20 protein-coding genes are annotated in these 22463 nt (G+C 73.5%); 13 read left to right on the top strand and 7 right to left on the bottom strand.

Translation table 11 applies throughout. The features are described from left to right. Positions 1-144 precede the first annotated feature (144 nt). From VM324_08240 to VM324_08225, 4 genes are all read left to right on the top strand, one after another. Complete coding sequence (locus VM324_08240) at positions 145-3852, top strand: multifunctional oxoglutarate decarboxylase/oxoglutarate dehydrogenase thiamine pyrophosphate-binding subunit/dihydrolipoyllysine-residue succinyltransferase subunit (GenBank protein ID HVL99265.1); 3708 nt, start codon at positions 145-147, stop codon at positions 3850-3852. A 20-nt stretch (positions 3853-3872) separates the two neighbouring features. After that, on the top strand, positions 3873-5168 hold the full coding sequence (locus VM324_08235; protein ID HVL99264.1) for a M18 family aminopeptidase: 1296 nt from the start codon (positions 3873-3875) through the stop codon (positions 5166-5168). An 87-nt stretch (positions 5169-5255) separates the two neighbouring features. Then, positions 5256-5594 carry an SDR family NAD(P)-dependent oxidoreductase gene (locus tag VM324_08230; GenBank protein ID HVL99263.1) on the top strand — a complete coding sequence of 113 codons (339 nt, stop codon included), beginning with the start codon at positions 5256-5258 and terminating at the stop codon, positions 5592-5594. 3 nt (positions 5595-5597) lie between these two features. Beyond that, a complete protein-coding gene (locus VM324_08225; protein ID HVL99262.1) occupies positions 5598-6851 on the top strand; it encodes an AI-2E family transporter in 1254 nt (417 codons plus the stop codon). Here VM324_08225 and VM324_08220 read toward each other — a convergent pair. Then, a complete protein-coding gene (locus tag VM324_08220; protein ID HVL99261.1) occupies positions 6814-7371 on the bottom strand; it encodes a hypothetical protein in 558 nt (185 codons plus the stop codon). The two genes, VM324_08225 and VM324_08220, sit on opposite strands and share 38 nt — an antisense overlap. A gap of 95 nt (positions 7372-7466) precedes the next feature. Here VM324_08220 and VM324_08215 point away from each other — a divergent pair, with 95 nt between their 5' ends. The 3 genes from VM324_08215 to VM324_08205 are packed head-to-tail and all read left to right on the top strand — an operon-like array spanning position 7467 to position 10809. Further along, positions 7467-7619 carry a hypothetical protein gene (locus tag VM324_08215; GenBank protein HVL99260.1) on the top strand — a complete coding sequence of 51 codons (153 nt, stop codon included), beginning with the start codon at positions 7467-7469 and terminating at the stop codon, positions 7617-7619. Next, positions 7616-9454, top strand: a complete 1839-nt coding sequence (locus tag VM324_08210; GenBank protein ID HVL99259.1) for a glycoside hydrolase family 15 protein — start codon at positions 7616-7618, stop codon at positions 9452-9454. Before VM324_08215 ends, VM324_08210 begins: the two co-directional genes overlap by 4 nt. Further along, positions 9451-10809 carry a glucose-6-phosphate dehydrogenase gene (locus tag VM324_08205; GenBank protein ID HVL99258.1) on the top strand — a complete coding sequence of 453 codons (1359 nt, stop codon included), beginning with the start codon at positions 9451-9453 and terminating at the stop codon, positions 10807-10809. Before VM324_08210 ends, VM324_08205 begins: the two co-directional genes overlap by 4 nt. Here VM324_08205 and VM324_08200 read toward each other — a convergent pair whose 3' ends face one another. From VM324_08200 to VM324_08180, 5 genes are read right to left on the bottom strand one after another with little or no spacing between them, the layout of a single operon-like run. Continuing rightward, positions 10810-11448, bottom strand: coding sequence for a cyclase family protein (locus tag VM324_08200; protein ID HVL99257.1), 639 nt, complete (start codon positions 11446-11448; stop codon positions 10810-10812). Between the two features lie 38 nt (positions 11449-11486). Next, positions 11487-12290 carry an aminotransferase class IV gene (locus tag VM324_08195; GenBank protein HVL99256.1) on the bottom strand — a complete coding sequence of 268 codons (804 nt, stop codon included), beginning with the start codon at positions 12288-12290 and terminating at the stop codon, positions 11487-11489. Positions 12291-12302: 12 nt separating this feature from the next. Further along, positions 12303-12932, bottom strand: a complete 630-nt coding sequence (locus VM324_08190) for a hypothetical protein (GenBank protein HVL99255.1) — start codon at positions 12930-12932, stop codon at positions 12303-12305. Beyond that, entirely contained in the window at positions 12929-13420 is a 492-nt protein-coding gene (locus VM324_08185; GenBank protein HVL99254.1) for a hypothetical protein, read from the bottom strand. Before VM324_08185 ends, VM324_08190 begins: the two co-directional genes overlap by 4 nt. A 1-nt stretch (position 13421) precedes the next feature. Continuing rightward, positions 13422-14237: a pyridoxamine 5'-phosphate oxidase family protein gene (locus tag VM324_08180; protein HVL99253.1), complete on the bottom strand. Its 816-nt coding sequence runs from the start codon at positions 14235-14237 to the stop codon at positions 13422-13424. Positions 14238-14327: 90 nt separating this feature from the next. Between VM324_08180 and VM324_08175 the strand changes: the two genes are divergently transcribed. The 4 genes from VM324_08175 to dacB all read left to right on the top strand — a co-directional run bounded on the left by VM324_08175 (position 14328) and on the right by dacB (position 18643). Next, entirely contained in the window at positions 14328-14639 is a 312-nt protein-coding gene (locus VM324_08175) for an antibiotic biosynthesis monooxygenase (GenBank protein HVL99252.1), read from the top strand. A 173-nt stretch (positions 14640-14812) separates the two neighbouring features. After that, positions 14813-15610: a 50S ribosomal protein L11 methyltransferase gene (locus tag VM324_08170; GenBank protein ID HVL99251.1), complete on the top strand. Its 798-nt coding sequence runs from the start codon at positions 14813-14815 to the stop codon at positions 15608-15610. 182 nt (positions 15611-15792) lie between these two features. Beyond that, the gene (locus tag VM324_08165; GenBank protein HVL99250.1) at positions 15793-17061 is read left to right on the top strand and encodes a class I SAM-dependent RNA methyltransferase; all 1269 of its coding nucleotides are present in this window, start codon (positions 15793-15795) and stop codon (positions 17059-17061) included. Between the two features lie 52 nt (positions 17062-17113). Beyond that, positions 17114-18643 (top strand): D-alanyl-D-alanine carboxypeptidase/D-alanyl-D-alanine-endopeptidase, encoded by a 1530-nt coding sequence (gene dacB / locus VM324_08160; GenBank protein ID HVL99249.1) that lies wholly within the window; start codon positions 17114-17116, stop codon positions 18641-18643. 17 nt (positions 18644-18660) lie between these two features. Here dacB and VM324_08155 read toward each other — a convergent pair whose 3' ends face one another. After that, positions 18661-18801 (bottom strand): hypothetical protein, encoded by a 141-nt coding sequence (locus tag VM324_08155; protein HVL99248.1) that lies wholly within the window; start codon positions 18799-18801, stop codon positions 18661-18663. 233 nt (positions 18802-19034) lie between these two features. On the opposite strand from VM324_08155, the gene VM324_08150 reads away from it, so the two are divergent. Continuing rightward, positions 19035-21440 carry a S8 family serine peptidase gene (locus tag VM324_08150; GenBank protein HVL99247.1) on the top strand — a complete coding sequence of 802 codons (2406 nt, stop codon included), beginning with the start codon at positions 19035-19037 and terminating at the stop codon, positions 21438-21440. A gap of 283 nt (positions 21441-21723) precedes the next feature. After that, positions 21724-22200, top strand: coding sequence for an S-layer homology domain-containing protein (locus VM324_08145; GenBank protein HVL99246.1), 477 nt, complete (start codon positions 21724-21726; stop codon positions 22198-22200). Positions 22201-22463 lie beyond the last annotated feature (263 nt).

Here is a 22463-nt window from a genome sequence, read left to right as displayed (position 1 = left end):
GCGTGGGCCTTTGGGGGTCGGCGGGGGGCGCGCCGGCGGGCGGCCACCTTGAGAACGCACCCGCCCGGGTACAGAAGCGGGGACAACGGCGATAGCATCGCCTGCTCGGCAGGCAACCGACCCCCGGGAACGGTGAGCGTCCAGATGGCGGATCCGCGGCAGCAGACGAGGCCCCAGTTCGGCGCGAACAGCTGGGTCGTCGACGAGATGTACCGCGAGTACCTCGCCGACCCCGACTCCGTCGGTGAGTCGTGGAAGGAGTTCTTCTCCGACTACACCCCCCAGTGGGAGCAGGGTCGCCACGGCCCAGCCGCATCCCAGCCGGCGCGGGGAGGCAACGGGCGCAGCGCCACCGCGACGGCGCCCGCGCCGGCGTCCACCGAGGCGCCCCCGGCCCCGCCCCGGCCGCAGCCGACGGAGCCCGCTGCCGACAGCGACGCCGGCGCGACGCGGGAGCCCCGGGTGCCCGAGGGCGCCAAGCCGCTGCGGGGCGTGGCCGGCGTCATCGCCGAGAACATGAACGAGAGCCGGGCGATGCCGACGGCGACGTCCATCCGGGAGGTGCCGGCGAAGCTCCTCGAGGTCAACCGCAGGATCCTCAACAACCACCTGCGCCGCACCCGCGGCGGCAGGGTGAGCTTCACCCACCTCATCGGCTGGGCGGTCGTGCAGGCGATGGTCCGCATGCCCGTCATGAAGACGAGCTACCACGAGGCGGACGGCAAGGGCTACGCGTACCGGCCCGATCACCTGAACCTCGGGCTTGCGGTCGACGTGGAGCGCAAGGACGGGCGCATCCTGCTCGTGCCGAACATCAAGGAGGCGGACAGCTGCGACTTCGCGGGCTTCTTCTCCCAGTACGAGGACGTGATCCGGCGGGTCAAGAACAACGACCTGTCCCCCGACCTCTTCGCGGGCACGACCGCGACGCTCACGAACCCGGGGACGGTCGGCACGGTCGCGAGCGTCCCCCGGCTCATGCCGGGGCAGAGCGTCATCGTCGGCGTCGGGGCCATCGACTACCCCGCTCAGTACCAGGCCGCTGACCCGCGTGCCCTGGCCGAGATCGGCGTCGGCAAGGTCATCACGCTCACCTCGACCTATGACCACCGAGTCATCCAGGGTGCGGAGTCGGGCATGTTCCTCCGGACCGTCCACGAGCTGCTGCTCGGCGAGGAGGGCTTCTACGACGAGATCTTCGCGAGCCTGTGCATCCCCTACGAGCCGGTCCGCTGGCGCCGCGACGACAACGCGGGGATCGCTGCCGACGGCAGCGACTCGCGGGCGCGAAAGCAGGTCGCCGTCCAGCAGATCATCAACATCTACCGGGTCCGCGGGCACCTCATCGCGAACCTCAACCCGCTCGCGCACACGTTCCGGCGGGTGCATCCCGAGCTCGACCCGGCGACGTACGGTCTGACGATCTGGGACCTCGACCGCGAGTTCGCCACCGGCGGGCTCGGCGGCCTGCGCGCCGACGGCGACGAGTACGACCGGATGAAGCTCAGCGACATCCTGGGCGTGCTCCGCGACGCGTACTGCCGCACCGTCGGCGTCGAGTACATGCACATCCAGGAGCCTGACCAGAAGGCCTGGGTCCAAAGCCACATCGAAGGTGTGCCGACCGAGCTCGACGTCGCCGACCAACGCCACCTCCTCGAACGCCTCAACGCCGCCGAGGCGTTCGAGAAGTTCCTCCACACCAAGTACATCGGGCACAAGCGCTTCTCGTTGGAGGGCGCCGAGTCGGCCATCCCGATGCTCGACGCGGTCCTGTCCGCCGCCGCGGACGACGGGGTGAGCGAGGCGGTCATGGGCATGGCGCACCGCGGCCGGCTGAACGTCCTCGCGAACATCCTCGGCAAGAGCTACGACCGCATCTTCCGTGAGTTCGAGGGCGACATCGACCCCGAGAGCGTCCAGGGATCCGGCGACGTGAAGTACCACCTCGGCTCGTCGGGGCGGCACACCTCGCCGGCGGGCAACGCGATCACCGTCACCCTGTCGTCCAACCCGAGCCACCTCGAGGCGGTCGACCCGGTCGTGGTCGGCATGGCCCGCGCGCGCCTCGACGAGCTCGGCGCGCCCCGCGCGGCCGGCGCCCCGGTGCTGCCGATCCTCGTGCACGGCGACGCGGCGTTCGCGGGTCAGGGGGTCGTCGCCGAGACACTGTCGATGAGCCAGCTCCGCGGGTACCGCACCGGCGGGACCGTCCACCTCGTGATCAACAACCAGCTCGGGTTCACCACGGCCCCCCACCAGAGCCGCTCGAGCGAGTACGCGACCGACGTGGCGAAGATGGTCCAGGCGCCGATCTTCCACGTGAACGGCGACGACCCCGAGGCCTGCGTGCGCGTCATGCGGCTTGCGTTCGCGTTCCGCCAGCGTTTCGGCAAGGACGTCGTCGTCGACATGATCTGCTACCGCCGCCACGGCCACAACGAGGGCGACGACCCGAGCTACACGCAGCCGACCATGTACGCGGCGATCGACAAGCGCCGCAGCGTGCGCAAGGTCTACACCGAGGAGCTCGTCAACCGCGGGGACCTCACCCTCGACGAGGCCGAGCGGGCGCTCGACGACTTCCGCGACCGGCTCGAGGCGGCGCTCAAGGAGACCCGCGAGACGACGACCCCCGCCCGCATCGAGCGGCTGCGCCGCCCGGAGCCGATGGCGACCCGCCCGCACGTCGCGACCGGCGTCGGCTTCGACGTGCTGAAGCAGGTCGTCGAGGCGGTCACGAGCGTGCCGGACGGGTTCACGATCCACCCCAAGCTCGCCCGCCAGCTCGACCGGCGCCGCGGCCTGCTCGACCGTGACGAGGTCGACTGGGCAATGGGTGAGGCGCTGGCCTTCGGTTCGCTGCTGCGTGAGGGGGTGCCGGTGCGCCTCTCCGGCCAGGACTCGCGCCGTGGCACGTTCAGCCATCGCCACAGCGTCCTCATCGACTACGAGACCGAAGAAGAGTACATCCCCCTTGCCCACCTCGACGAGGCACAGGCGCCCTTCATGGCGTACGACTCGCCGCTGAGCGAGTTCGCCGCGATGGGGTTCGAGTACGGCTACTCGGTGCTCCGCAAGAACGCGCTCGTGCTGTGGGAGGCGCAGTTCGGCGACTTCGTCAACGCCGGGCAGGTCATCATCGACCAGTTCATCGTCGCCGCCGAGGACAAGTGGGGGCAGACGTCGGGGCTCGTGCTGCTGCTGCCGCACGGCTACGAGGGCCAGGGCCCCGAGCACTCGAGCGGCCGCATCGAGCGCTTCCTCACGCTGTCGGCCGCCGACAACATCCAGGTGGCGCAGCCGACGACGGCCGCGCAGTACTTCCACCTGCTGCGCCGCCAGATGCGCCGCGACGTGCGCAAGCCGCTGGTCGTGTTCACGCCGAAGGGGCTGCTGCGGGCGAAACCGGCGGCAAGCCCCGCCTCGGCGTTCACCGAGGGCTCCTTCGAGGAGGTGCTGCCGGTGCCCGGCGGGCCGCCCCCCGGCGAGGTGCGCCGGGTGCTGCTCTGCAGCGGGCGGGTCGCCTTCGACCTCGCCACCCGCCGCGACGACGGCGGCGCCCCCGCGACCGTCGTCCGCGTCGAACAGCTCTACCCCTTCCCCACCGAGGCGATCCGCACGACCCTCGAGCGCTTCCCGTCGGCGAGCGAGGTCTTCTGGGTCCAGGACGAGCCCGAGAACATGGGCCCGTGGCCGTTCGCGCACGGGCGGCTGCACCGGCTGCTGCGCGACGACTACACGCTGCGCCACGTCTCGCGGCCGGAGAGCCCGAGTCCGGCCACCGGTTCGAGCACCGTCCACGAGGCACAGCAGGCCGAGCTGCTCGACGGCGCCTTCGCCGGCCTGTAGCCCGTCGTCCCATCACGGGAGTGAGCGACGCCATGGAGCACGCCAAGGACCTGCTCGCGTTCGCGGACGCGGGCCCGTCGCCGTTCCACGCGGTCGCCGAGATGGCGCGGCGGCTCGAGACGGCGGGGTTCACGCCGCTCGACGAGACGGAGCGTTGGGCGCTCTCGCCGGGCCAGTGCCGGTACGTCGTGCGCGACGGCGGGTCGATCGCGGCGTTCCGCGTGGGGTCCGCCCCGCCGAGCGCCGCGGGGTTCCGCCTCGTGGGGGCGCACACCGACTCCCCGGCGTTGAAGGTCCGCCCCCTTCCGGACGTCCGCCGCCACGGCTACCACCAGGTCGGCGTCGAGCCCTACGGCGGGGTCCTGCTCCACACCTGGCTCGACCGTGACCTCACCCTCGCGGGGCGCGTCACCGTCCGTCTGGCCGACGGCTCGCTCGCCAACCGGCTCGTGCGCCTGCCGGGCGCGCCGCTGCGGGTGCCATCGCTCGCCATCCACCTCTACCGCGAGATGCGCGAGGAGGGCCTGCGACTGGACCCGCAGCGCCACATGGTCCCGGTCTGGTCGACGGACGACGCGGACGGTCCCCGGCTCGTCGACACGCTCGGGTGGCACGTCGACGCCGAGCCGGGCGCCGTCCTCGGCTGGGACCTCGTCACCGCGGACACCCAGCCGGCGGCGGCCGGCGGCGCCGACGAAAGATTTGTGCTCGCCTCCCGCCTCGACAACCTCGCCTCCTGCCACGCGGGGCTGTCCGCGCTCGCCGACGGCGGTGGGGCCGCCCACACCCAGCTGCTCGTCGCCAACGACCACGAGGAGGTCGGGTCGTCGTCGGCGGAGGGAGCCGCCGGCTCCTTCCTCGAGGACGTGCTCCGGCGCGTCGTCGCGGCCTGCGAGGACGCCGACCCGCAGACGATCGCCATGGCCGGTGCGCGCTCGCGGCTCGTGTCCGCCGACACCGCCCACGCGGTGCACCCCAACTACGCCGAGCGCCACGAGCCGGAGCACCGCCCGCGCCTCGGAGGCGGGCCGGTGCTGAAGGTGAACGCGAACCAGTCCTACGCGACCGACGCGGGCTCGGGGGCGTGGTTCGCGGCGCGCTGTGCGGACGCGGGCGTCGGGCTGCAGCACTTCGTCACCCGCGCGGACCTGCCGTGCGGCTCGACGATCGGGCCGCTCACCGCCACGAGGCTCGGGATCGCGACCGTGGACGCCGGCGCGCCGCTGCTGTCCATGCACTCGATCCGCGAGCAGGCCGCAGCCGCCGACGTCGCCCCGATGATCGCCGCGCTGAGGAGCCACTTCGACGCCCCGTGACGAGGCGCGGGGTGGTTCTCGGACAGCCGGCGGCCGGCGCACTATGGTGACGGCTTTGGGGAGCCGACGAGGGAGGCCTGGGAGCACGTGGACGACGGCGACGGCGCGCTCGCCGGCCGGCGGGTCCCCAACGCCGCCGCAGGGGTGTACGCCGGCACGAAGCACGCCGTCCATGCCATCACCGAGGGCCTGCGGCGCGAGCTGCACCCGCAGGGCATCCGCGTCGCGATGATCTCCCCGGGGTTCGTCGCAACCGAGCTCGGCGCGGCGACCCCCGATGCGGCCGCACGCGAGCGGGTCGGGCGCAAGCAGAAGGAGATCGGCCTCGCCCCCGCCGACGTCGCCCGGCAGGTCGTGCGGGTCCTCGCCGAGCCGCCGCACGTCGCGGCGCACGAGGTCGCGCTCCTGCCAACCGCGCAGGACTAGCACATGCGCCTCCGGAGGGTTTTGCGCCGCGCCTGGCCCCCCGCGCGCGAGGGTGCGTCGCGTCCGGAGCCGGCCGAGTCGCCCCGCGCTCCCGCCGCGTCGCGCCGTCCCCCCGACCCGCAGCCCGACGAGGACGCGCTGCCGGCCGCCACGCCGTCCGACCGCGAGCCGGAGCCGATCTGGCGGCACCCGCTCGTGCGGGCGGGTGCCTACGCCTGGGCCGTCATCGGGCTCGTCTTCGTGCTCCGGGGCGTCGGCCAGGTCATGGACCAGCTGCGCGTCATCGTCGTGCCGCTCATCCTCGCGCTCTTCCCCGCCGCACTGCTGTCACCGGTGATGCGCTGGCTCGTCGGCCGTCGGGTCCCGCCGGCCGTCGCGGCGCTGCTCGTCATCGTCGGGTCGATCGGGCTCATGGCCGGTGGCGTGCGCCTGCTGGCCCCGGCGATCGCCGCCGAGATCCCCGGGCTCACGGCGTCGATCCAGGCGGGCATCGTCCAGCTCGAGGAGTTCCTCGAGGCCGGCCCGTTCGGTGTCGACCCCGCGATGGTCACCGACCTGCTCGACACGGGACGCGAGCAGCTCATCGCCCTCGGCCAGCAGGCGGTCGGCACCGTCGCGGCCGCGGTTGCCGAGGGCCTGGCGGGCCTGCTGTTCGGCCTCGTCGCGCTGTTCTTCTACCTCAAGGACGGCGCGCGGATCGCCGCCTGGCTCAACCAGCTGTTCCCCGACGGCATGCGCCAGGACGCGGAAGCCATCGGCACCCGCGCGTGGCTGACGATCGGCGCCTACTTCCGCGGTCAGCTGCTCGTCGCGCTCGTCGACGCGGTGTTCATCGGCCTGGGACTCGCCCTGCTCCGCGTCCCCCTAGCGCTGCCGCTGGCGGTGCTCGTGTTCGTCGGCGGCCTCTTCCCCATCGTCGGCGCGTTCGTGTCGGGGACGGTCGCGGTGCTCGTCGCGCTCGCCGACGGGGGCCTCGCGATCGCGCTCGCCGTGCTCGCCATCGTCGTGGCGGTGCAGCAGATCGAGAGCAACGTCCTGGCCCCCCTCGTGCTCGGCAAGGCCACGGCCCTGCATCCGCTGGCGGTCATCCTGGCGCTGGCCGCGGGCGGAATCGTCCAGGGGGTGCTCGGTGCGTTCCTCGCCGTCCCCGTCGCCGCGAGCCTCGCCCGCGCGGTCGGCCACCTGCGCCGCCGCAAGCAGCACGTCGAGGCGCCGCCGGTCAGTCGAGCAGCCTCCGCATCCGCTGCGGGTCGCTGACGTCGACGAGCGGCCCGAGCCATGCGGTCATCCGCTGCGGGTCGGCGCTCATCTGCTCGAGCGTCGCGAGGCGGTTGCCGGCCTGCAGCGTCGTGTAGCTCGGATGGGCTTCGGCCGTGCGCGAGAGGTCGCCCCGCGCGTGCGGGTAGGTGCGGGAGAGGTATCCGAGCAGCAGCCCGAACGCGCATGCCCGCGCCGCGCCCGCGTTCGGCGACCCCCGCCAGCTGGGCGCGACCCGGTCGAGGCGCGGCTCGACCTGGGCGGCTACCTGCCGCAGCCAGTCGGCCGCCTCGTGGCTGAGCCCGGCGCGGTCGACCGCGACGCTGTTGGGGTCTGCGGCGGGCTGGCCGGGCGGCGGCGGCAGGCGTGGCGGGTCGTCGTCCACGGCCGGCACGTCCGTGGGTCGGGCGTCGTCGGCGCTGCCCTCGCGGACCTCGCCCGGCGGGACCCAGGCGTCGTCGGGCGGCTGGCCCTCGGCGTCGGGCGCGTCCGGCGCCCCCCAGGATGGTCGGTCGCTCACCGCAGGTGTCCTTGGTCGCGCGTGCTGGGCAGAGTGGCAGTGCAGCAGCCCAAGCCTTGCACACCGACGCACAACCGGAAATGAGGAACCCTCACATGGCCGACGCCGTGCGCTTCTTCTTCGATCCCATCCGGCCCTGGGCCTACCAGACGTTGCGCTGGGCACGCCGCTTCGCCGCCGCGCTCGGCGCCCGGGTCCACCAGCGGGACGAGGCCCTCGACGGGCTTGTCGCCGGCGCAGACGGATGACCATCCCACGGCAAGTGGGCTACCGGCCGATCGACAGGCTCGACGGCTACCTGCCGATCGAAGACCACGGGCTCATCGGCGACGGGGCAACAGCCGCGCTCGTCGGCCGCGACGGCGCGGTCTCGTGGTTGTGCGTGCCGCGGTTCGACGCGAGGCCGCTGTTCTGTAGCCTTCTTGATCGTAGGCGGGGCGGGGCGTTCACCGTCCAGCCTGAGGGCCTGCGGGAGTCGCGGCAGCGCTACGTCGGCGACTCCGGGGTCCTCCTCACGGAGATGAACGGTCCCGAAGGCGCCGTTGCGGTGACCGACGCGCTCACCCTGCGCGCCGGCGCGGACCTCACCGAGGACGTGCCCGCCGCACGCGGCGAGCTCGTCCGCCGCGTGCGGGCCACGGCCGGCCGGGCGCGGGTCGTCGTCGCGATCGAGCCGTACGGGGGGGCCCGGGTCGAGCCGTTCGGCGGCGGGTTGCGGCTGTCCTGCCTCCGCCAACCCGACCTCGTCCTCAACGCACAGGCGACGCGGAAGCTCGACGGCCTGCGAACGGTCATCGACCTGGAGGAGGGCGACGGCGTCGACCTCGCCCTGCGCTGGGGACACCGCCCGAGCCGGCACCAGCGCGCGGATGCCGATGAGATCCTCGGCGCGACCGTCGACGCGTGGACGCGCTGGGTGCGACACGTCTCCTACGACGGGCCGCAAGGAGACCTCGTGCGACGCTCCGCTGTCACCTTGAAGCTCCTCGACCACTTCCCGAACGGGGCGATCGTGGCCGCGCCGACGTCGTCGCTGCCCGAGACCATCGGCGGTGTCCGCAACTGGGACTACCGCTACGCCTGGGTACGCGACTGCGCCTTCAGCGTGTACGCGCTGCGCCGGATCGGGCTGTCACACGAGGCCCGCGCGTTCCTTGGCTGGGCCCTCGACGCCGCGGAGCGCCACAACGGGCCGAAGGTCATGTACTCGATCGACGGCGAGGTCTGCCCGCAGGAGCGGGAGGACGACGCGCTCGAGGGCTATCGGGCGTCCTCGCCGGTGCGCTGGGGCAACGGCGCCGCCTTCCAGTCCCAGAACGACGTGTACGGAGAGCTGCTCGACTGCGCGTACCAGTGGGCGCGGGGGGGCGAGGAGGTCGACGCCGACCTCTGGCGGAGCCTGCGCACCCTCGTCGAATGGGCAGGCGCCGTGTGGGACGAGCCCGACCACGGCATCTGGGAGGTCCGCACGGATGGGCGCATCTTCACCTACTCCGCGGCCCTCTGCCACGTCGCCCTCGACCGCGGTGCCGCGCTCGCGGAGGCGCACGGCCTCGACGGGGACATCCCGGGCTGGCGCGAGACCGCCGATCGGATCCGCGAGACCATCCTCGAGCGCGCGTGGGACGAGGAGCGCCAGTCGCTGACGGAGCACATAGGCGGCGGGGGCCTCGACGCGAGCCTCCTGTCGCTGCCGCTGCGCAGGGTTGTCCCCGCCAGTCACCCGAAGATGGTGCGGACCTGCGAGGCCGTGGCCCGCGAGCTCGGCGCCGGCGAGGGTCTGCTCTACCGCTACCGCGCCGACGTCTCGCCCGACGGGCTGGAGGGCGAGGAGGGCGCGTTCCTGCTCTGCTCGTTCTGGCTCGTCGACAACCTCGCGCATCAGGGACGCCTCGACGAGGCACATGACCTCTACGCCGCCCTCTGCGCCCGGGCAAGCCCCCTCGGCCTGCTCCCCGAGCAGGTCGACCCCGCGACGGGACGCTTCCTCGGCAACTTCCCGCAGGGGTTCAGCCACATCGGCGTCATCGCCAGCGGCTTCAACCTCGCTCGGGCAGAGCGGCGCCGGCGGGCCCACGCATGATCACCCGGGTCATCGTCTTCGGAGCGCTCGGCGACCTCATGCGCCGCTACCTCGCGCCGGCGCTCGTCGATCTCCACGCGGCGCGCGCGGTCCCCGAGGAGCTCTCCGTCACGGGGGCGGGCCGCGACGACCTCACCGACGACGAGTACCGCGGCACGATCGCCGACGCGCTCGACCGCCACGTCCCCGACGCGGACCCGCACGCGACCGAACGGCTGCTCCGCCGACTTCGCTACGTCCGCGCGGACGCGACCGAGGCCGGTGACGTCTCGCGGGCGACCGAACCCGAGCGCGGACCGTTCCTGGCGTATCTCGCCCTGCCGCCCCACGTCTTCGGCGCGGCTGCTGCGGCGCTCGCCGAGGCGGGGTTTCCCGACGGGTCCCAGCTCGTCGTCGAGAAGCCCTTCGGTCACGACCGGGACTCCGCGCGCACGCTGAACGAGGAGATCCACCGCCGGATCCCCGAGAGCCGGGTCTTCCGCATCGACCACTTCCTCGGCATGCAGACGGTCCAGAACGTGCTCGGGCTGCGCTTCGGCAACCGTCTGCTCGAACCGCTGTGGAACTGCCATCACGTCAAGCGGGTGGAGATCGTGTGGGACGAGACGCTGACGGTGGAGGGTCGTGCCTTCTACGACGACGTGGGAGCGGTCCGCGACGTGATCCAGAACCACCTCCTCCAGCTCCTGTGCCTCGTCGGCATGGAGCCGCCCGCGTCGCTCGCCCCCCGCGAGCTCCGGGACCGCAAAGTCCAGCTGCTGCGCGACGTCCGCCCGCCGGACCGCACAGCCGCCGAGCGCGCGGTGCGCGGCCGGTACACCGCCGGAACCGTCGGCGGCCGGGCGGTCCCCGGCTACACGGAGGACAGCAGGGTCGACGCGGCGAGGGCTACCGAGACGTTCGCCGAGATCGAGTTGCGGATCGACAACTGGCGATGGTCGGAGGTGCCGATCGTCCTGCGCACCGGCAAGGCCCTGGCCCGGGACCGCAAGGAGGTCCTCGTCACGTTCCGGCCGGTTCCGCACGGAACCTTCACCGCCGCCCCCGACCTTCCCAACGTGCTGCGCCTCGAGCTCGAGCCCGAGCGGCTCGCGCTCGCCGTCAACGTGAACGCGCCCGGCGAACGTTACGAGCTCGAGCGCATCGAGCTCGACCGCGACCTCGCGACGGGGCCGCTCGGCGCCTACGCGCGCGTGCTGCTCGCCGCACTCCACGGCGACCCGACCCTGTCGATACGCGACGACGAGGTCGAGGCCTCCTGGGAGATCGTCGACCCGCTGCTGGGCGCATGGGCCGACGGTGCCGCCCCGTTGCGGGAGTACCCGGCGGGCTCTGCCGGCCCCGAGCGGGCGTGATCAGCGCTCGACGAGGATGGCGCGGGCAGGTGCGCCGTCCGAGCCGGGCACGAGCAGGGGCAGGGCGACGAGGTCGTAGACGCCCGCCGCGACGCCGGCCAGGTCGAGGCCTTCGAGGATCGCCACCCCGCTGCCGAGCAACGCCCGGTGCACGGGGTGCCCCTGCCCTTCGGCGTCGAACGCCTCGATCGACAGGTAGTCGATGCCGAGGAGGCGCACTCCCCGGCTGAGGCTCCACTGGGCCGCCGACAGGTCGTAGGCGACGTAGACCTCACGGAAGGCGGTCTCGGTCGTGCTCCATCCCGAGTTCCGGGTTCGCGCGAGGATGCGCTCGGCGCCCGGCGGCACCCCCGCCGCCTCGAGGTCGTCGGCGCGGATACGCTCGGCGACGGCACGGAGGTCCACGACGTGGCAGGGACCGACGAACACCTCCGGCGCGTACGCCTCGATGCCCCCCGCACCAGCGAGGAAGTGGACCGGAGCGTCGACGTGCGTGCCGGTGTGCGCACCGAACGACAGCTTCGAGACGGTCGCGGGATCCTCGGGCTGCTCGGCGACGACGTCGCGTCGCATGCCCTGCTCACCGGGCCAGACGGGCAGGTCGGCGCGCAGGGGCGCGCTGATGTCATGGACGCGCACTGCCGCCCTCCCGGGTGTTCCCCCTGGCGCCACGTCGCCTACCCGCCGCGGCGCCGGGCGTCGAGCGCGGCGCCGAGCCGGTCGCGGACGGGCGCGTCGTCGGGGAGCTCGAGGTCACCGACGAGACGGGCGGCGATGAGCGGGCGCACCGACGAGCAGACGAGGAACTCGCTGGCGCCCGCGAGCTCATCGAGCTTCCAGCGGCCCTCGACGGCGTCGAGCCCCGCCTCCACGGCGAGCTCGACGAGCGCGCGGCGGCTGACCGAGTCCACGACGCCGAGATCGACCGCGGGTGTGTGGACGACGCCGTCGCGCACCCACAGCACGCAGAACGTCGGGCCTTCCAGGACGACACCTTCGAGGGACACGAGCAGCGCGTCGTCGCCGCCTGCTGCCTGCGCCGCCCGCGTCGCGGCCATGTTCGGCATGTAGGACATGGTCTTCGCGCCCGCCGGGCCGTAGGTGCCGAGTGGACGTATCCACGGGGCGGGCTGGGGCACGAGGTGGCGGGCCGGCAGCCGGGACGGCTGGGCGGTGAGGGTCAGCACGCGGGTGCCGGAGCCGGTCGCGTAGACGCGCAGGGCCGCGTCGCCGTCGACGCCTTCGAGCAGCTCCCCCATCTCGCGCCGCAGCACCGCGGTGTCGGCCGCAGGCAGACCGATGGCGGCGAGCGACGCGGCGAGGCGCGCGAGATGGGCGTCGGGACGGAACGGCCGCCCGCCCCACACCCCGACGGTCTCGAACGCGCCGTCGCCGCGGGCGACCCCTTCGTCGGTGACGGGCAAGGTCGCCTCGGCCAGCGGCAGCCGCTTGCCGTCGATGAGCGCCGAGTCGAGTGCCATGCGCCCGCCACGCTAGCCGCTTTTGCGTTCGACGAGCGTCCCGACGTGGACGACGGCGGGCCGGGTGGGGAACGCCGACAGCCCGACCCCCAGGTCTGCAGGCAGCGGAAGCAGCGCCCCGCCGTCCCGCCCGGCGACCTCCAACGACCCCCAGGCAACCGCCCGGTAGTCGTCCACGCCGTACCACTCGCGCGCCCCGCCCGGCGCCACCCCCGCGGCGCGGACCCCTTCGGCGCCGCCGATGAGACGCCCGACGAGGGGGCGGGCGAGGCGGTCCTCGAGCGTGAGCCACGCCGGCCGGCGCCGCAGCGCGCGTGGCCGGGCGGCGAACAGCCACGAGCGCCAGTCCCGGTCGGAGGCGACGAGCCGCAGACGCACCGGCCCGGCGGCGACCGCGACCGCCCCGCCGTCCCACCCGCCGCAGATGGCGACGACGGTGGTCCGGTCGAAGGTGTAGAGACCCCCGACGAGCTCGGCGGCCGCCGCCGACGGTGCGAGGAGCACCCGCTCGCCGTCGGGGCGGACCCACATCACGTCGACGAACCGCCCGAGGGGCGAGGAGCGCCAGCACCCCGCGACGACCGTGTCCCCGCTGGCGAACCGGCCCGCGCCGATGCAGCCGGTGAACACGTCGAGGATCACGGCACCGGGTCGAGCGTGTCGAGGAGCGCCCTCCCGACGGAGAAGTCGCCCCGCCTTCCCTTCCACAGGTCGCCGAGGCGGGCGTGGTCGGCGTAGCCCGCCACCTGCGGCCGAGGCCCCCCGAGCGCCGCCGCGGCCGCGTCGACGAGCGCCGCCGGGAGTAGGTCGTCGCCGTACGCGGGGAACACCTCGAGGACCTCCCACACGTCGGTGAGGCGCCGGCGCTCCCGACCGGCGGGGAAGTCGTCGTCGCGCTCGGCCAACCCCTGGAGGACGACGTCGAACAGGTCGTGGGGGTTGACGCCGCGGGGCATGAGGAAACCGGCCGGTGGGTGGAGGCGCCACTCGAGGACCTCCCCGCCCGGCCCGTTGGGCTCCAGCCAGACCTGCCAGCCGCGCACGTAGGAGTCCAGCGGCGGCCCGAGCGCGGCGTCGAGCTGCTCGACGAGGTCGGCGTCGACCCGGTAGACGCACGTCGGCACGGCCACGTCAGTCGGGGAGGGTGACGCCACCGGCCGTGGGGCGCGGTACCGCGACGGTCGCGGTGTCGAAGCCGTGCCAGGAGGTCACCCGCTCCGGTCGCAGGTGACCGTCGGGGGCGATGGTTCCGAGCACCGTGACCCCGACCGCCCGCCTCGGTCGTGCGGTGGACGCCACGTCCAGGGTGGCGGCCGCGCGCACGCCCGGCGGGGGGCGCAGCGCCGGCGGCGTCGTGAGGCGGTAGCCGGCCGCCCACACCGCCGGGGTCACCTGCAGATCGCCGTCCGCGTAGGCGAGCACGAGACGCCGCGCGCCCGCGACGGCGCGCCGTACGTCGGCGGGGACCACCGTGGGCAGGGCGGGGGCGACGCCGGCGGCGACCGCGGGGGGCTCGACGCCGGCGAGGTGCTCGACGGGCACGCGCAGGACCACCCGGGTCCCCGGCCACCAGCGGTGCGGCAGGTGGGGGGCGTCCCTCACGTAGCCGAGCAGGCTTCCGGCGTTGCGGGCCGCGAGGGCAGCCATCGCCGCGGAGATCACCGGGGTGTGGAGAACGAGGCCGACCGGGTCGTCGAGGCTGTACACCCGCGCGCTGCCGTGCGCGACAGCACCGGGCTCCCCCTCGGCCAACGGAGGCACGTAGACGGCGCACCGCGGGTCACCGCGCAGGCCGGCGGCGTGGACGCGAGCGGCGGAGGCCGCCATCCACAGCGCCGCACCGTCCCACCAGAACACCATCGGGGCGACGTCCGGGCCGTCGGCGCCGCGCGCGGCGAGCGCGCAGCGCGTGGCGCGAGCGAGGAGCTCCTCCGGCGCGGTGGTCACGGTTGCGGATCCTTCGGTTGCCTTCCGGCCTCCGCGGACGACGGGATACGCTGCGGGCGACCCAGCCGGCCCGGCAAAGGATGCGTACCCATGTCGTTCGTCGCCATCAACACGCTGACCGTACCCCCCGAGATGCGGGACACGCTCGAGCAGCGCTTCGCGGCGCGTGCGGGGGAGGTCGACACGATGGACGGCTTCCAGGCGTTCGAGCTCCTGCGGCCTGTGGAAGGCCAGGACCGGTATCTCGTCTACACGCGCTGGGACGACCGGGAGTCGTTCGAGGCATGGACGGCGTCCCAGCAGTTCTCGCGGGGACACGCCCAGCACGCGGCGCAGGGACCCGCGGCGACCGGCTCGGAGCTCTGGACCTTCGAGGTCGCCGAGCACAAGGAGAAGCGCTGACGTCGCGGGCGGCGACCGGTCAGCTACCAGCGCGCGGCGGGCATATGGTGACCGCTGGCCAGCCAGGTGGCGAGCCCCCGCCGGCCAGCCAGCTTGGTGACCATACCCGGCGGTTCGGCACAGAAGGGCCACGACTCGACCGCCTGCCGTGACACGAGCCACCGGGGACTGCGGTGACCTGGGTCCTGCACACCGACCGCACGCTCGACGAGCTGAACGTCCACCTCGCCGCGCTCGAGGGGGCGGGTCTGCTCGGGCTCGTCGAACAGGACGGCCGTGCGAGCGCCTACCTCCAGCACCGGCCCGCCGCCCTGCCGGTCCCCGGGCGCTGGGAGCCTGTCCCCGACGAGGACTGGGGCGAGTCGTGGAAGGCCCGCCTCGGCCCGGTGCGCGTCGGCGACCTCGTCGTGACGCCACCCTGGCACGCCACGGGGGCCGGCAACGAGATCGTCGTCACGCCCGGGCAGGCCTTCGGGACAGGGCACCACGAGACGACCGCGGGATGCCTCGCCACCCTGCAGGCGCTGCGCCTCGAGGGGGCGCGCGTGCTCGACGTGGGCACCGGCAGCGGCGTCCTCGCGATCGCGGCGGCACGCCTCGGGGCCGCGTCCGTCGTCGCCGTCGACGTCGACCCGCTGGCGGTTGCCGCTGCCACCGCGAACGCCGCCGCCAACGACGTCGCGGTGGACGTGCGGGCTGGATCGGCCGACACGCTGGAGGGGCACTTCGCGGTCGTCCTCGCCAACCTCGACACCGCGACCCTGTCACGTGTGGCGCGCGCCCTCGCCGCCCGCCTCGGCCCCGGGGGGACGCTCGTCGCGTCGGGAGTGAGCCGGGAGCGTGCCCACGAGGCGGTGCACGCGCTGACCGACGCCGGCCTCGTCCCGCGGCTGCGGGAGGGGCGCGAGTGGGTCGTGCTCACCTGCGAGCGGGCAGCTCAGGGCCCCGGAGGTCGCCCTCCGGGGCCCTGAGTGGTGCCGGTCCGCCGCGACCGGCACGGTATGGCGCGCCGGACGGTCCCGGGCCGCCGCGCCCGGGTCCCGACGGCGCTGTCGGTGTGGTGGTGTATTCGCCGCGGCTGAGGGCCGCTCCTGCATCGCCTTCCAACTTTTTCTCGCGGGATGCCGGCGGCCCGCCCGCTACCATCGCCCGCATGGGCGGCGAACGCGTCGAGCTCGTCGTCGACGGGATCACCCACGGGGCGGAGGCCGTTGGGCGCCTGCCGAGCGGCAAGGCCTGCTTCGTCGGGTATGCCGTTCCCGGGGAGCGGGTGCTCGTCGAGGTCGTCGAGGAGCACCCACGGTGGTGCCGCGCCCGGCTCGTCGCCGTGCTCGAGCCCTCCCCGGACCGGGTCTCGCCTCCTTGCCCCTACTTCGGCCAGGGCCGCTGTGGAGGCTGTGCGCTCCAGCACGTGGCGCCGGACCGGCAGGCCCGGCTGAAGCGGCGCGTCGTCGTCGAGCAGCTCGCGCGCATCGGCGGCATCGCCGAGCCGCCCGTCAGCGACACGGTCCGCGTGCGCGACTTCGGCTACCGCAACCACGCGCGCTTCGCCGTCGACCCCGACGGACGCCTGGGGTTCCGGCGCGCCGGCTCGCACGACGTCCTGCCCGTCGACCGCTGTCCCCTGCTCCACCCCGAGGCCCAGGCCGTTCGGGACGAGGCCGGCGACGGCTGGGACGGCGTCGAGGAGGTCGGCGTACGAGCCGCCCTCGCGGGCACGGGTTCCGCCCTCGTCGTCACGCCGGGACCGCAGGCGCTGCCGCCGCTGCCCGAGGGGGACACGCCGGTGGCCCTGCGCGACACGACCGGGCGTGCTCACCCTCTCCGCGGCGACCCGACCGTCGTTGAACGGGTCGCCGGCTTCTCCTACCGCGTCTCGGCGGGCAGCTTCTTCCAGTCCAACACCGCGGGCGCGGCGGCGCTCGTGGAACTCGTGCGCGAAGGCGCCGACGTAGGTCCCGGCGACGCCGTCGCCGACCTCTACGCCGGGGTCGGGCTCTTCAGCCGACCGCTCGCGGCCGACGGCGCGACGGTCGTCGCGGTCGAGGGCTCCGAGGAGGCCTGCACCGACGCCCGGGCCAACCTCGCCGCCACGACCGCCTCGGTGGTCTGCGAGCCGGTCGAGGAGGTGCTCACCCGGTGGACCGCCGAGATCCGGGCGACCACGTCGGGACGCCGCTTCGCCGGCTTCGACGTGGTGGTGCTCGACCCGCCCCGGCGTGGCGCCGGCCGCGACGTGTGCGGTCGCATCGCCACGCTGCGTCCCCGCACGGTCGTGTACGTCTCCTGCGACCCCGCCGCGCTCGCTCGCGACGCGCGCACGCTCGTCGCCGCCGGCTACCGCCTCGCCCGCGCCGTCCCCGTCGACCAGTTCGCCCAGACCGCCGCGATCGAGACCGTGGCCACGTTCGCCCGTCACTGAGCAGGCAGCCCGGCGGCGATGCGCGGCGGCTGCTGACTACACTCAGGCTGGCATGCCGTCCCGCGTCGGGCTCCTCCTCGCGGCCGTGCTCCTGCTCGGGGCCGGCCTCTTCCAGCTGATGCAGCAGCGCCCGTTTCCCGCGGGATCGGACGACGAGCCTGCGGCGGCCGGCGGGCTCACGCTCACGCTCGAGGATGCCTCGGAGGGTGCGGCACCGCCTGACGACGAGCTGCCGCCCCCGGCGCCACCGGCGGACGAGGCCCCACCCACGACGAGCAACGCGCCGCTCGCCGAGCGGCTCGCCGCACTCGTCGCCGACCCGAGCCTGCAGGGGCGGACGGTCGGGGTGGCGGTGCTGTCGGCGGACGGCACCGCGGTGTTCAGCCACCGCGCGGAGGAGCAGCTGCTGCCGGCGTCGCTCCAAAAGCTCGTCGTCGCCGCCGGGGCGATCGCCACGGTCGGCACTGACTTCCGCTACGAGACACCGCTGCTCGCGACCGCCGCCCCGGGGGCCGACGGCGTGCTCGAGGGCGACCTCGTGCTCGTCGGCTCGGGTGATCCCGCGCTTGGGACTCCCCGCTACGGCGAGCTGCGCTTCGACCGGCCGCGTACGCCGATGGAGGCACTGGCCGACGGCGTCGTGGCGGCCGGGGTCACCCGCATCACCGGCAGCGTCTACGGCGACCCCCGGCTTTTCCCCCACGAGCCCGAGGCCCCCGGTTGGCTGCCCCGCTACTTCGAGAAGGGCGACACGAGCCGCTCGTCGGGCCTGACCGCGGACGGCGGCCGGGTGCTCTTCTACGAGGGCGGCCGGCTTCGCTCGGAACCCGCGCCGGATCCGGCCGCGACCGCGGTGGCCTCCCTGCACGGTCTGCTGCTCGAGCGGGGGGTGGTCGTCGACGGCAGCGCGGGGTCCACGCAGGCCCCGCCGGCCGCGCCAGTGCTGATCGCCAGGGTCGGGAGCCCGCCGATGACCGACCTGCTGCGCTACATGGTGCAGCGCAGCGACAACCATCTCGCCGATGCGATCTTCCGCACGGTCGGTGCGGCCGCGGGAGACGCGTCGTGGGCGGGCTCGGCGGCCGCGACGCAGCGGGCCCTGTCGGTGCTCGACCTCGATCTTGCCGGCACCGTGCTCGCCGACGGGTCGGGCCTTTCCCGGGGCGACCGTCTGTCACCCGCGTTCCTCGCGGCTCTCGACCGGGCGATGACCAGCTCCAACTACGGCGGGCACTGGCAGGGCCTCATGGCCGTCGCCGGGGAGAGCGGCACCCTGCAGCGCCGCCTCGTCGGCACGGTCGCCGACCGCCGGCTGCGCGGTAAGACCGGCTCGCTCGTCGACGTGAACGCCCTGTCGGGGGTCGTCGCCGGGCCGGGGTCGGCGCGTTACCACTTCGCGGTGCTGGGCAACGACCTCGACCGGGCCGGCCAGGAGGCGCTGCGCCGGCTGCAGGACCACGTCGTGCTCGCGCTCGCCGAGGACCTCCACGACTGCCACTGGCTGCCGGTCCATCCACCGCCCGAGGACCCGGCGCAGCCCCCGGCGCAGCCCGAAGAGCGCCACCTCGTCTGCGCCGCCTGAGGGCCTGCGGCCCCTGGTCAGGTGGGCGGCTCGTCGAGCTGCTGGTTCGGCTCTGCCGGGTCGCCCGGCGACATGCTGTCGAGCGTGAACGTGAACAACGAGATGCCGAGCCATGTCGGGACGAGGACCACCAGCCGGCGGGCCACATGGGTCGTCACCTCGCGTCTCCCCGAAGGCTCTACTCGCCGATGTACGCCGCCAGCACAACCGGTGACGGTCAGAGACGTTGCCGCGCGCTTCAAATAAGGCGCCTGCCGCCTCCGGGTTTCCGGACGCCCGCCGCGGGAGCGTGCGTATCAGGACCGGGCCCGCGCTCCTCTCCTGGGTAAGCCGTGACGACTGCACGCCGCGGGGCGTGCGCACGGGTTTGCCAGGCGGAACAGGAGGCGGGATGTTCGAGCACGAGGACGCGGAGGCGTTCGACCAGCAGACCCAGGAGCAGGTACGGGCCGTCGCCAGAGCGTCGAAGATCGCCCTCAAGCGGCTGCTCATCCTCGGCGAAGCGGAGGTGAGGCTGCCGAACCTCGGCAGCCATGTGCGGCTCTACAAGGTCGCGGACCGCGAGTCGGGCACGAGCCAGCAGGTGGCGCTCGACCCCTCGGGCAAGCGGGTCGACCTCACAAAGCTGGAGCGGCAGGAGCAGGCCGCGGCGCGTGAACGCTATGGCAACCTCCAGGAGGCGCTCCACAACCTGCTGGAGGAGCGCGGAGGTGAGGAGGACCAGCGGGTTCCCGTCCTCGTCCGCTACGCCGTCGACGAGCACCCGGTCGACCTCGACAAGACGGAGATCGACGCGAGCAAGCTCACGGCGAGGCGGCTCCGCGACATCAGCCAACGGGCCGCGCGGCACGTGGAGCAGGTCGCCGAGCAGACCGCCGCGGCGCATCTCGAGACCCTCCGGCGCTACGACGTCGGCGAGGACACGCAGCCCCGGCCGTCCGGACCTTTCATCCGCACGGAGCTGCCCCTGCGGGTGGTGCGGGAGCTCAGCCGGGACAAGCGGATCGCCTTCATCGGGCTTGACGCGGAGCAGGAGATTCCCGACTACCCCACCATCGCCGAGTCCCTGCCGACCACCCGGACCAACACCGTCCACGCGAGCGGGGCGAAGGGTGCCGGCGTGCGCATCGCCGTGCTCGAGGGGGGCACGACGAACGTGGCGGCCGGATGCTTCAACATCGTGGCCACTCAGGACGCCTCCGCAGCGGCCAACGACCACATGACGAAGAGCGTCGGCATCATCGGGAACCGCTGGACCACGGGTGGCGGGTGCTCGGGGAGCTGGCAGGGCTACGCGCCCGATGCCGAGGTCCTGCTCGCCAACGCCTCCTCCTACACCGACCGCTACGACTGGGCCCGCGGGCAGGGCGTCAACGTTGTGACCATGAGCTGGCACTTCGGCTCCGAGGAGACGAGCGGTGGGCTGCACAGCCGCGACGTCTACTTCGACTACTGGGCCACGCGCTGGCCGTACCCGAGCATCTTCACGTCCGCGGGCAACCAGGCCGCCTCCGACGCCTACGCGTCCGGCAAGGGCTTCAACGTCATGGGCGTCGCGAACATCCTGAACGACGGCGACGGTGACCGTTGCAATGACGCGATCGCCTCCTCCAGCTCGTGGAAGAACCCGACGAGCACCCATGGCGATCGGGAGGTGCCGGCGATCGCGGCGCCGGGCAGCCGCCATGAGCTGCTCGGATCGAGCTTCGGCGGCACGAGCTGCGCGACGCCGGTCGCCGCATCCATCGCCGCCGTCCTCATGAGCCACAATCCGAGCCTGAAGATCTGGCCGGAGGCGATTCGGGCGATCATGCTCGCCACGGCGAACTTCCAGCTCGCCGACGGCGCGAGCTTCGCAACCTGGTCGGACGGCAAGGACGGGACCGCCTCGTCAACGCGCTTTACGGGATGTGGACCGCGGGCCGGCGCGAGTCCGGCAGCAAGGCGCAGTTCCGCGCCCACGACTACGGCTTCATGCGGGCTGGCGATTTCTCCGGCGGGTTCTTCACCAAGTCCTGGAAGGTCCAGAGCTTCAGCAACGCCAGCCGCATTCGCGTCGCCCTGGCCTGGAACAGCAAGGTGGCCGCGAGTGGAGGGAGCCCGACGAGCAGCGTGCTCGACGCTGACCTGGACCTGTGGGTCTACGACCCGGATGGCGTGCTCGTGGGGTGGGGCGCCTCGTGGGACTCGAGCTACGAGTTCGTCGAGTTCCCCGTCACGAAGCCCGGTGCGTACACGATCAAGATCCGCGGCTTCAGCGTCCCGTCCACCTTCGCCAGCTGGTACGGCGTCGCGTGGACCACGCACTACGATCTCTGTCCCTAGGCGCCAAGGAGCCGGTGGAGTGGACGAGGGCGAAGTGACGGTGTCGCTCGCGCAGGTCGCCGCGATCCTCGGGCGGCCGGTCGAGCGGCTCGTCGAGCTCGATCGTCGCCCGTTGCGGCTTGCCTTCGTGCCCGCCGGGAAACACGAGACCTTCGTCGTCCGCGACGAGGGCACCGGCGAGATCCGGGAGGTGACGGTGTCGGTTGCCACCGGGACGGCGGCGGACCCCGACGAGCTCCGCCGCCAGGACGCCCGCGCCGCCGAGGTCGCCGCGTCGCTGTCGAGCGAGCTGCGCGCGCTGCTGCTGCGCCATCCCGACCTGCCGGCCCTGATGGTGGTGGTGCACCGCGGCGCAGCCGCCGGAGCCGAGCGCGGCACACTCAGCGCCCGGGAGGTCGTTGCGCTCGCCGACGACCCGACGGTCAGCCGCGTCGAGCTCGCCGGGGACCCGGAGATCGCCGACGCCGACTGAGCTCGGCGGCTACAGCACCATCTGGCTGGCGCGCGCCCTGCCGGTAGGCGTTCAGCGATTCAACGCAGCACTCGCAGGCGACCCGCGAGTCGCCGCGGCGGTCGTCCAGCTGGTCGGTGTGAAAGGCCACGACGGGATGGCCTTCGCGGTCGTCCGGGCCGCCGGCCCACTGCCCACCGCAACGACGGGCGAGTCGACCTCGCAATAGGGCAACCGCCCATGGCATGGCGGCCGGGGGCTGCTTCTGGTTGGGTGGTCTCCCCATCACCCCGAGGAGGACCCAATGCGCAGGACCCTGCTCATCGCCTTCATGTCCGCCATGACGTTGTCGCTGACCGGCACCGCCCTCGCCACGCACGTGTTCAGCGACGTCGGCGAGGACCACCCGCACGAGCTCGGCATCCGGTTCGCGGCCGAGCGGGGCGTCGTGCGCGGCTTCTCCGACGGCACGTTCCGGCCCAACCGGCCCGTCACCCGGGGGCAGGTCGCGTCGATGCTCCTGCGGGATTTCACCGGCCCCTCGTACACCCTGACGCCCGTCTGCGGCACCACGGAGTTCTTCGTCGTGGAGCACGCCCGGATCGGCTCCGGCGAGGCGACCGTCACCTTCTCGGTCGACGGGGGTCCGAGGACCCGCATCGCCGGCGTCCCGTCCGACAGCGCGCCTCTGCGCTTCGACGCGGGCTCCCCCGGCATCGTCTCGATCTTCGTCGACGACATCGCCTGGGCGCACGCACCGACCGCTGAGCGCTGCACCTGACGCTGGTCTGGAGAGACCCACGGATCCTGGAGAAAGATCTTCTGGCAGGTGTGTGGATACGGGCTGTGGCTGTCACACCCCCCTGGTAGGTTGTCGAACATGAGTACGGACCAGGTAGCCGCTGCGCCGCTCGAGGCGCTCGACGCCAGCGAGCTGGCCGAGGTCATCGCCCGGTCGCTGGGGCGTCTGGACGCCGGCGGGCTGGCCGAGGTGGGCCGGGGGGTCCTTGACCGGCTGGCGGCCGCGGACGACACCGGCGACGC

The organism is Egibacteraceae bacterium (genome assembly GCA_035540635.1).
GTDB lineage: Bacteria > Actinomycetota > Nitriliruptoria > Euzebyales > Egibacteraceae > DATLGH01.
This window is presented reverse-complemented; position numbering and strand designations above follow the sequence as displayed.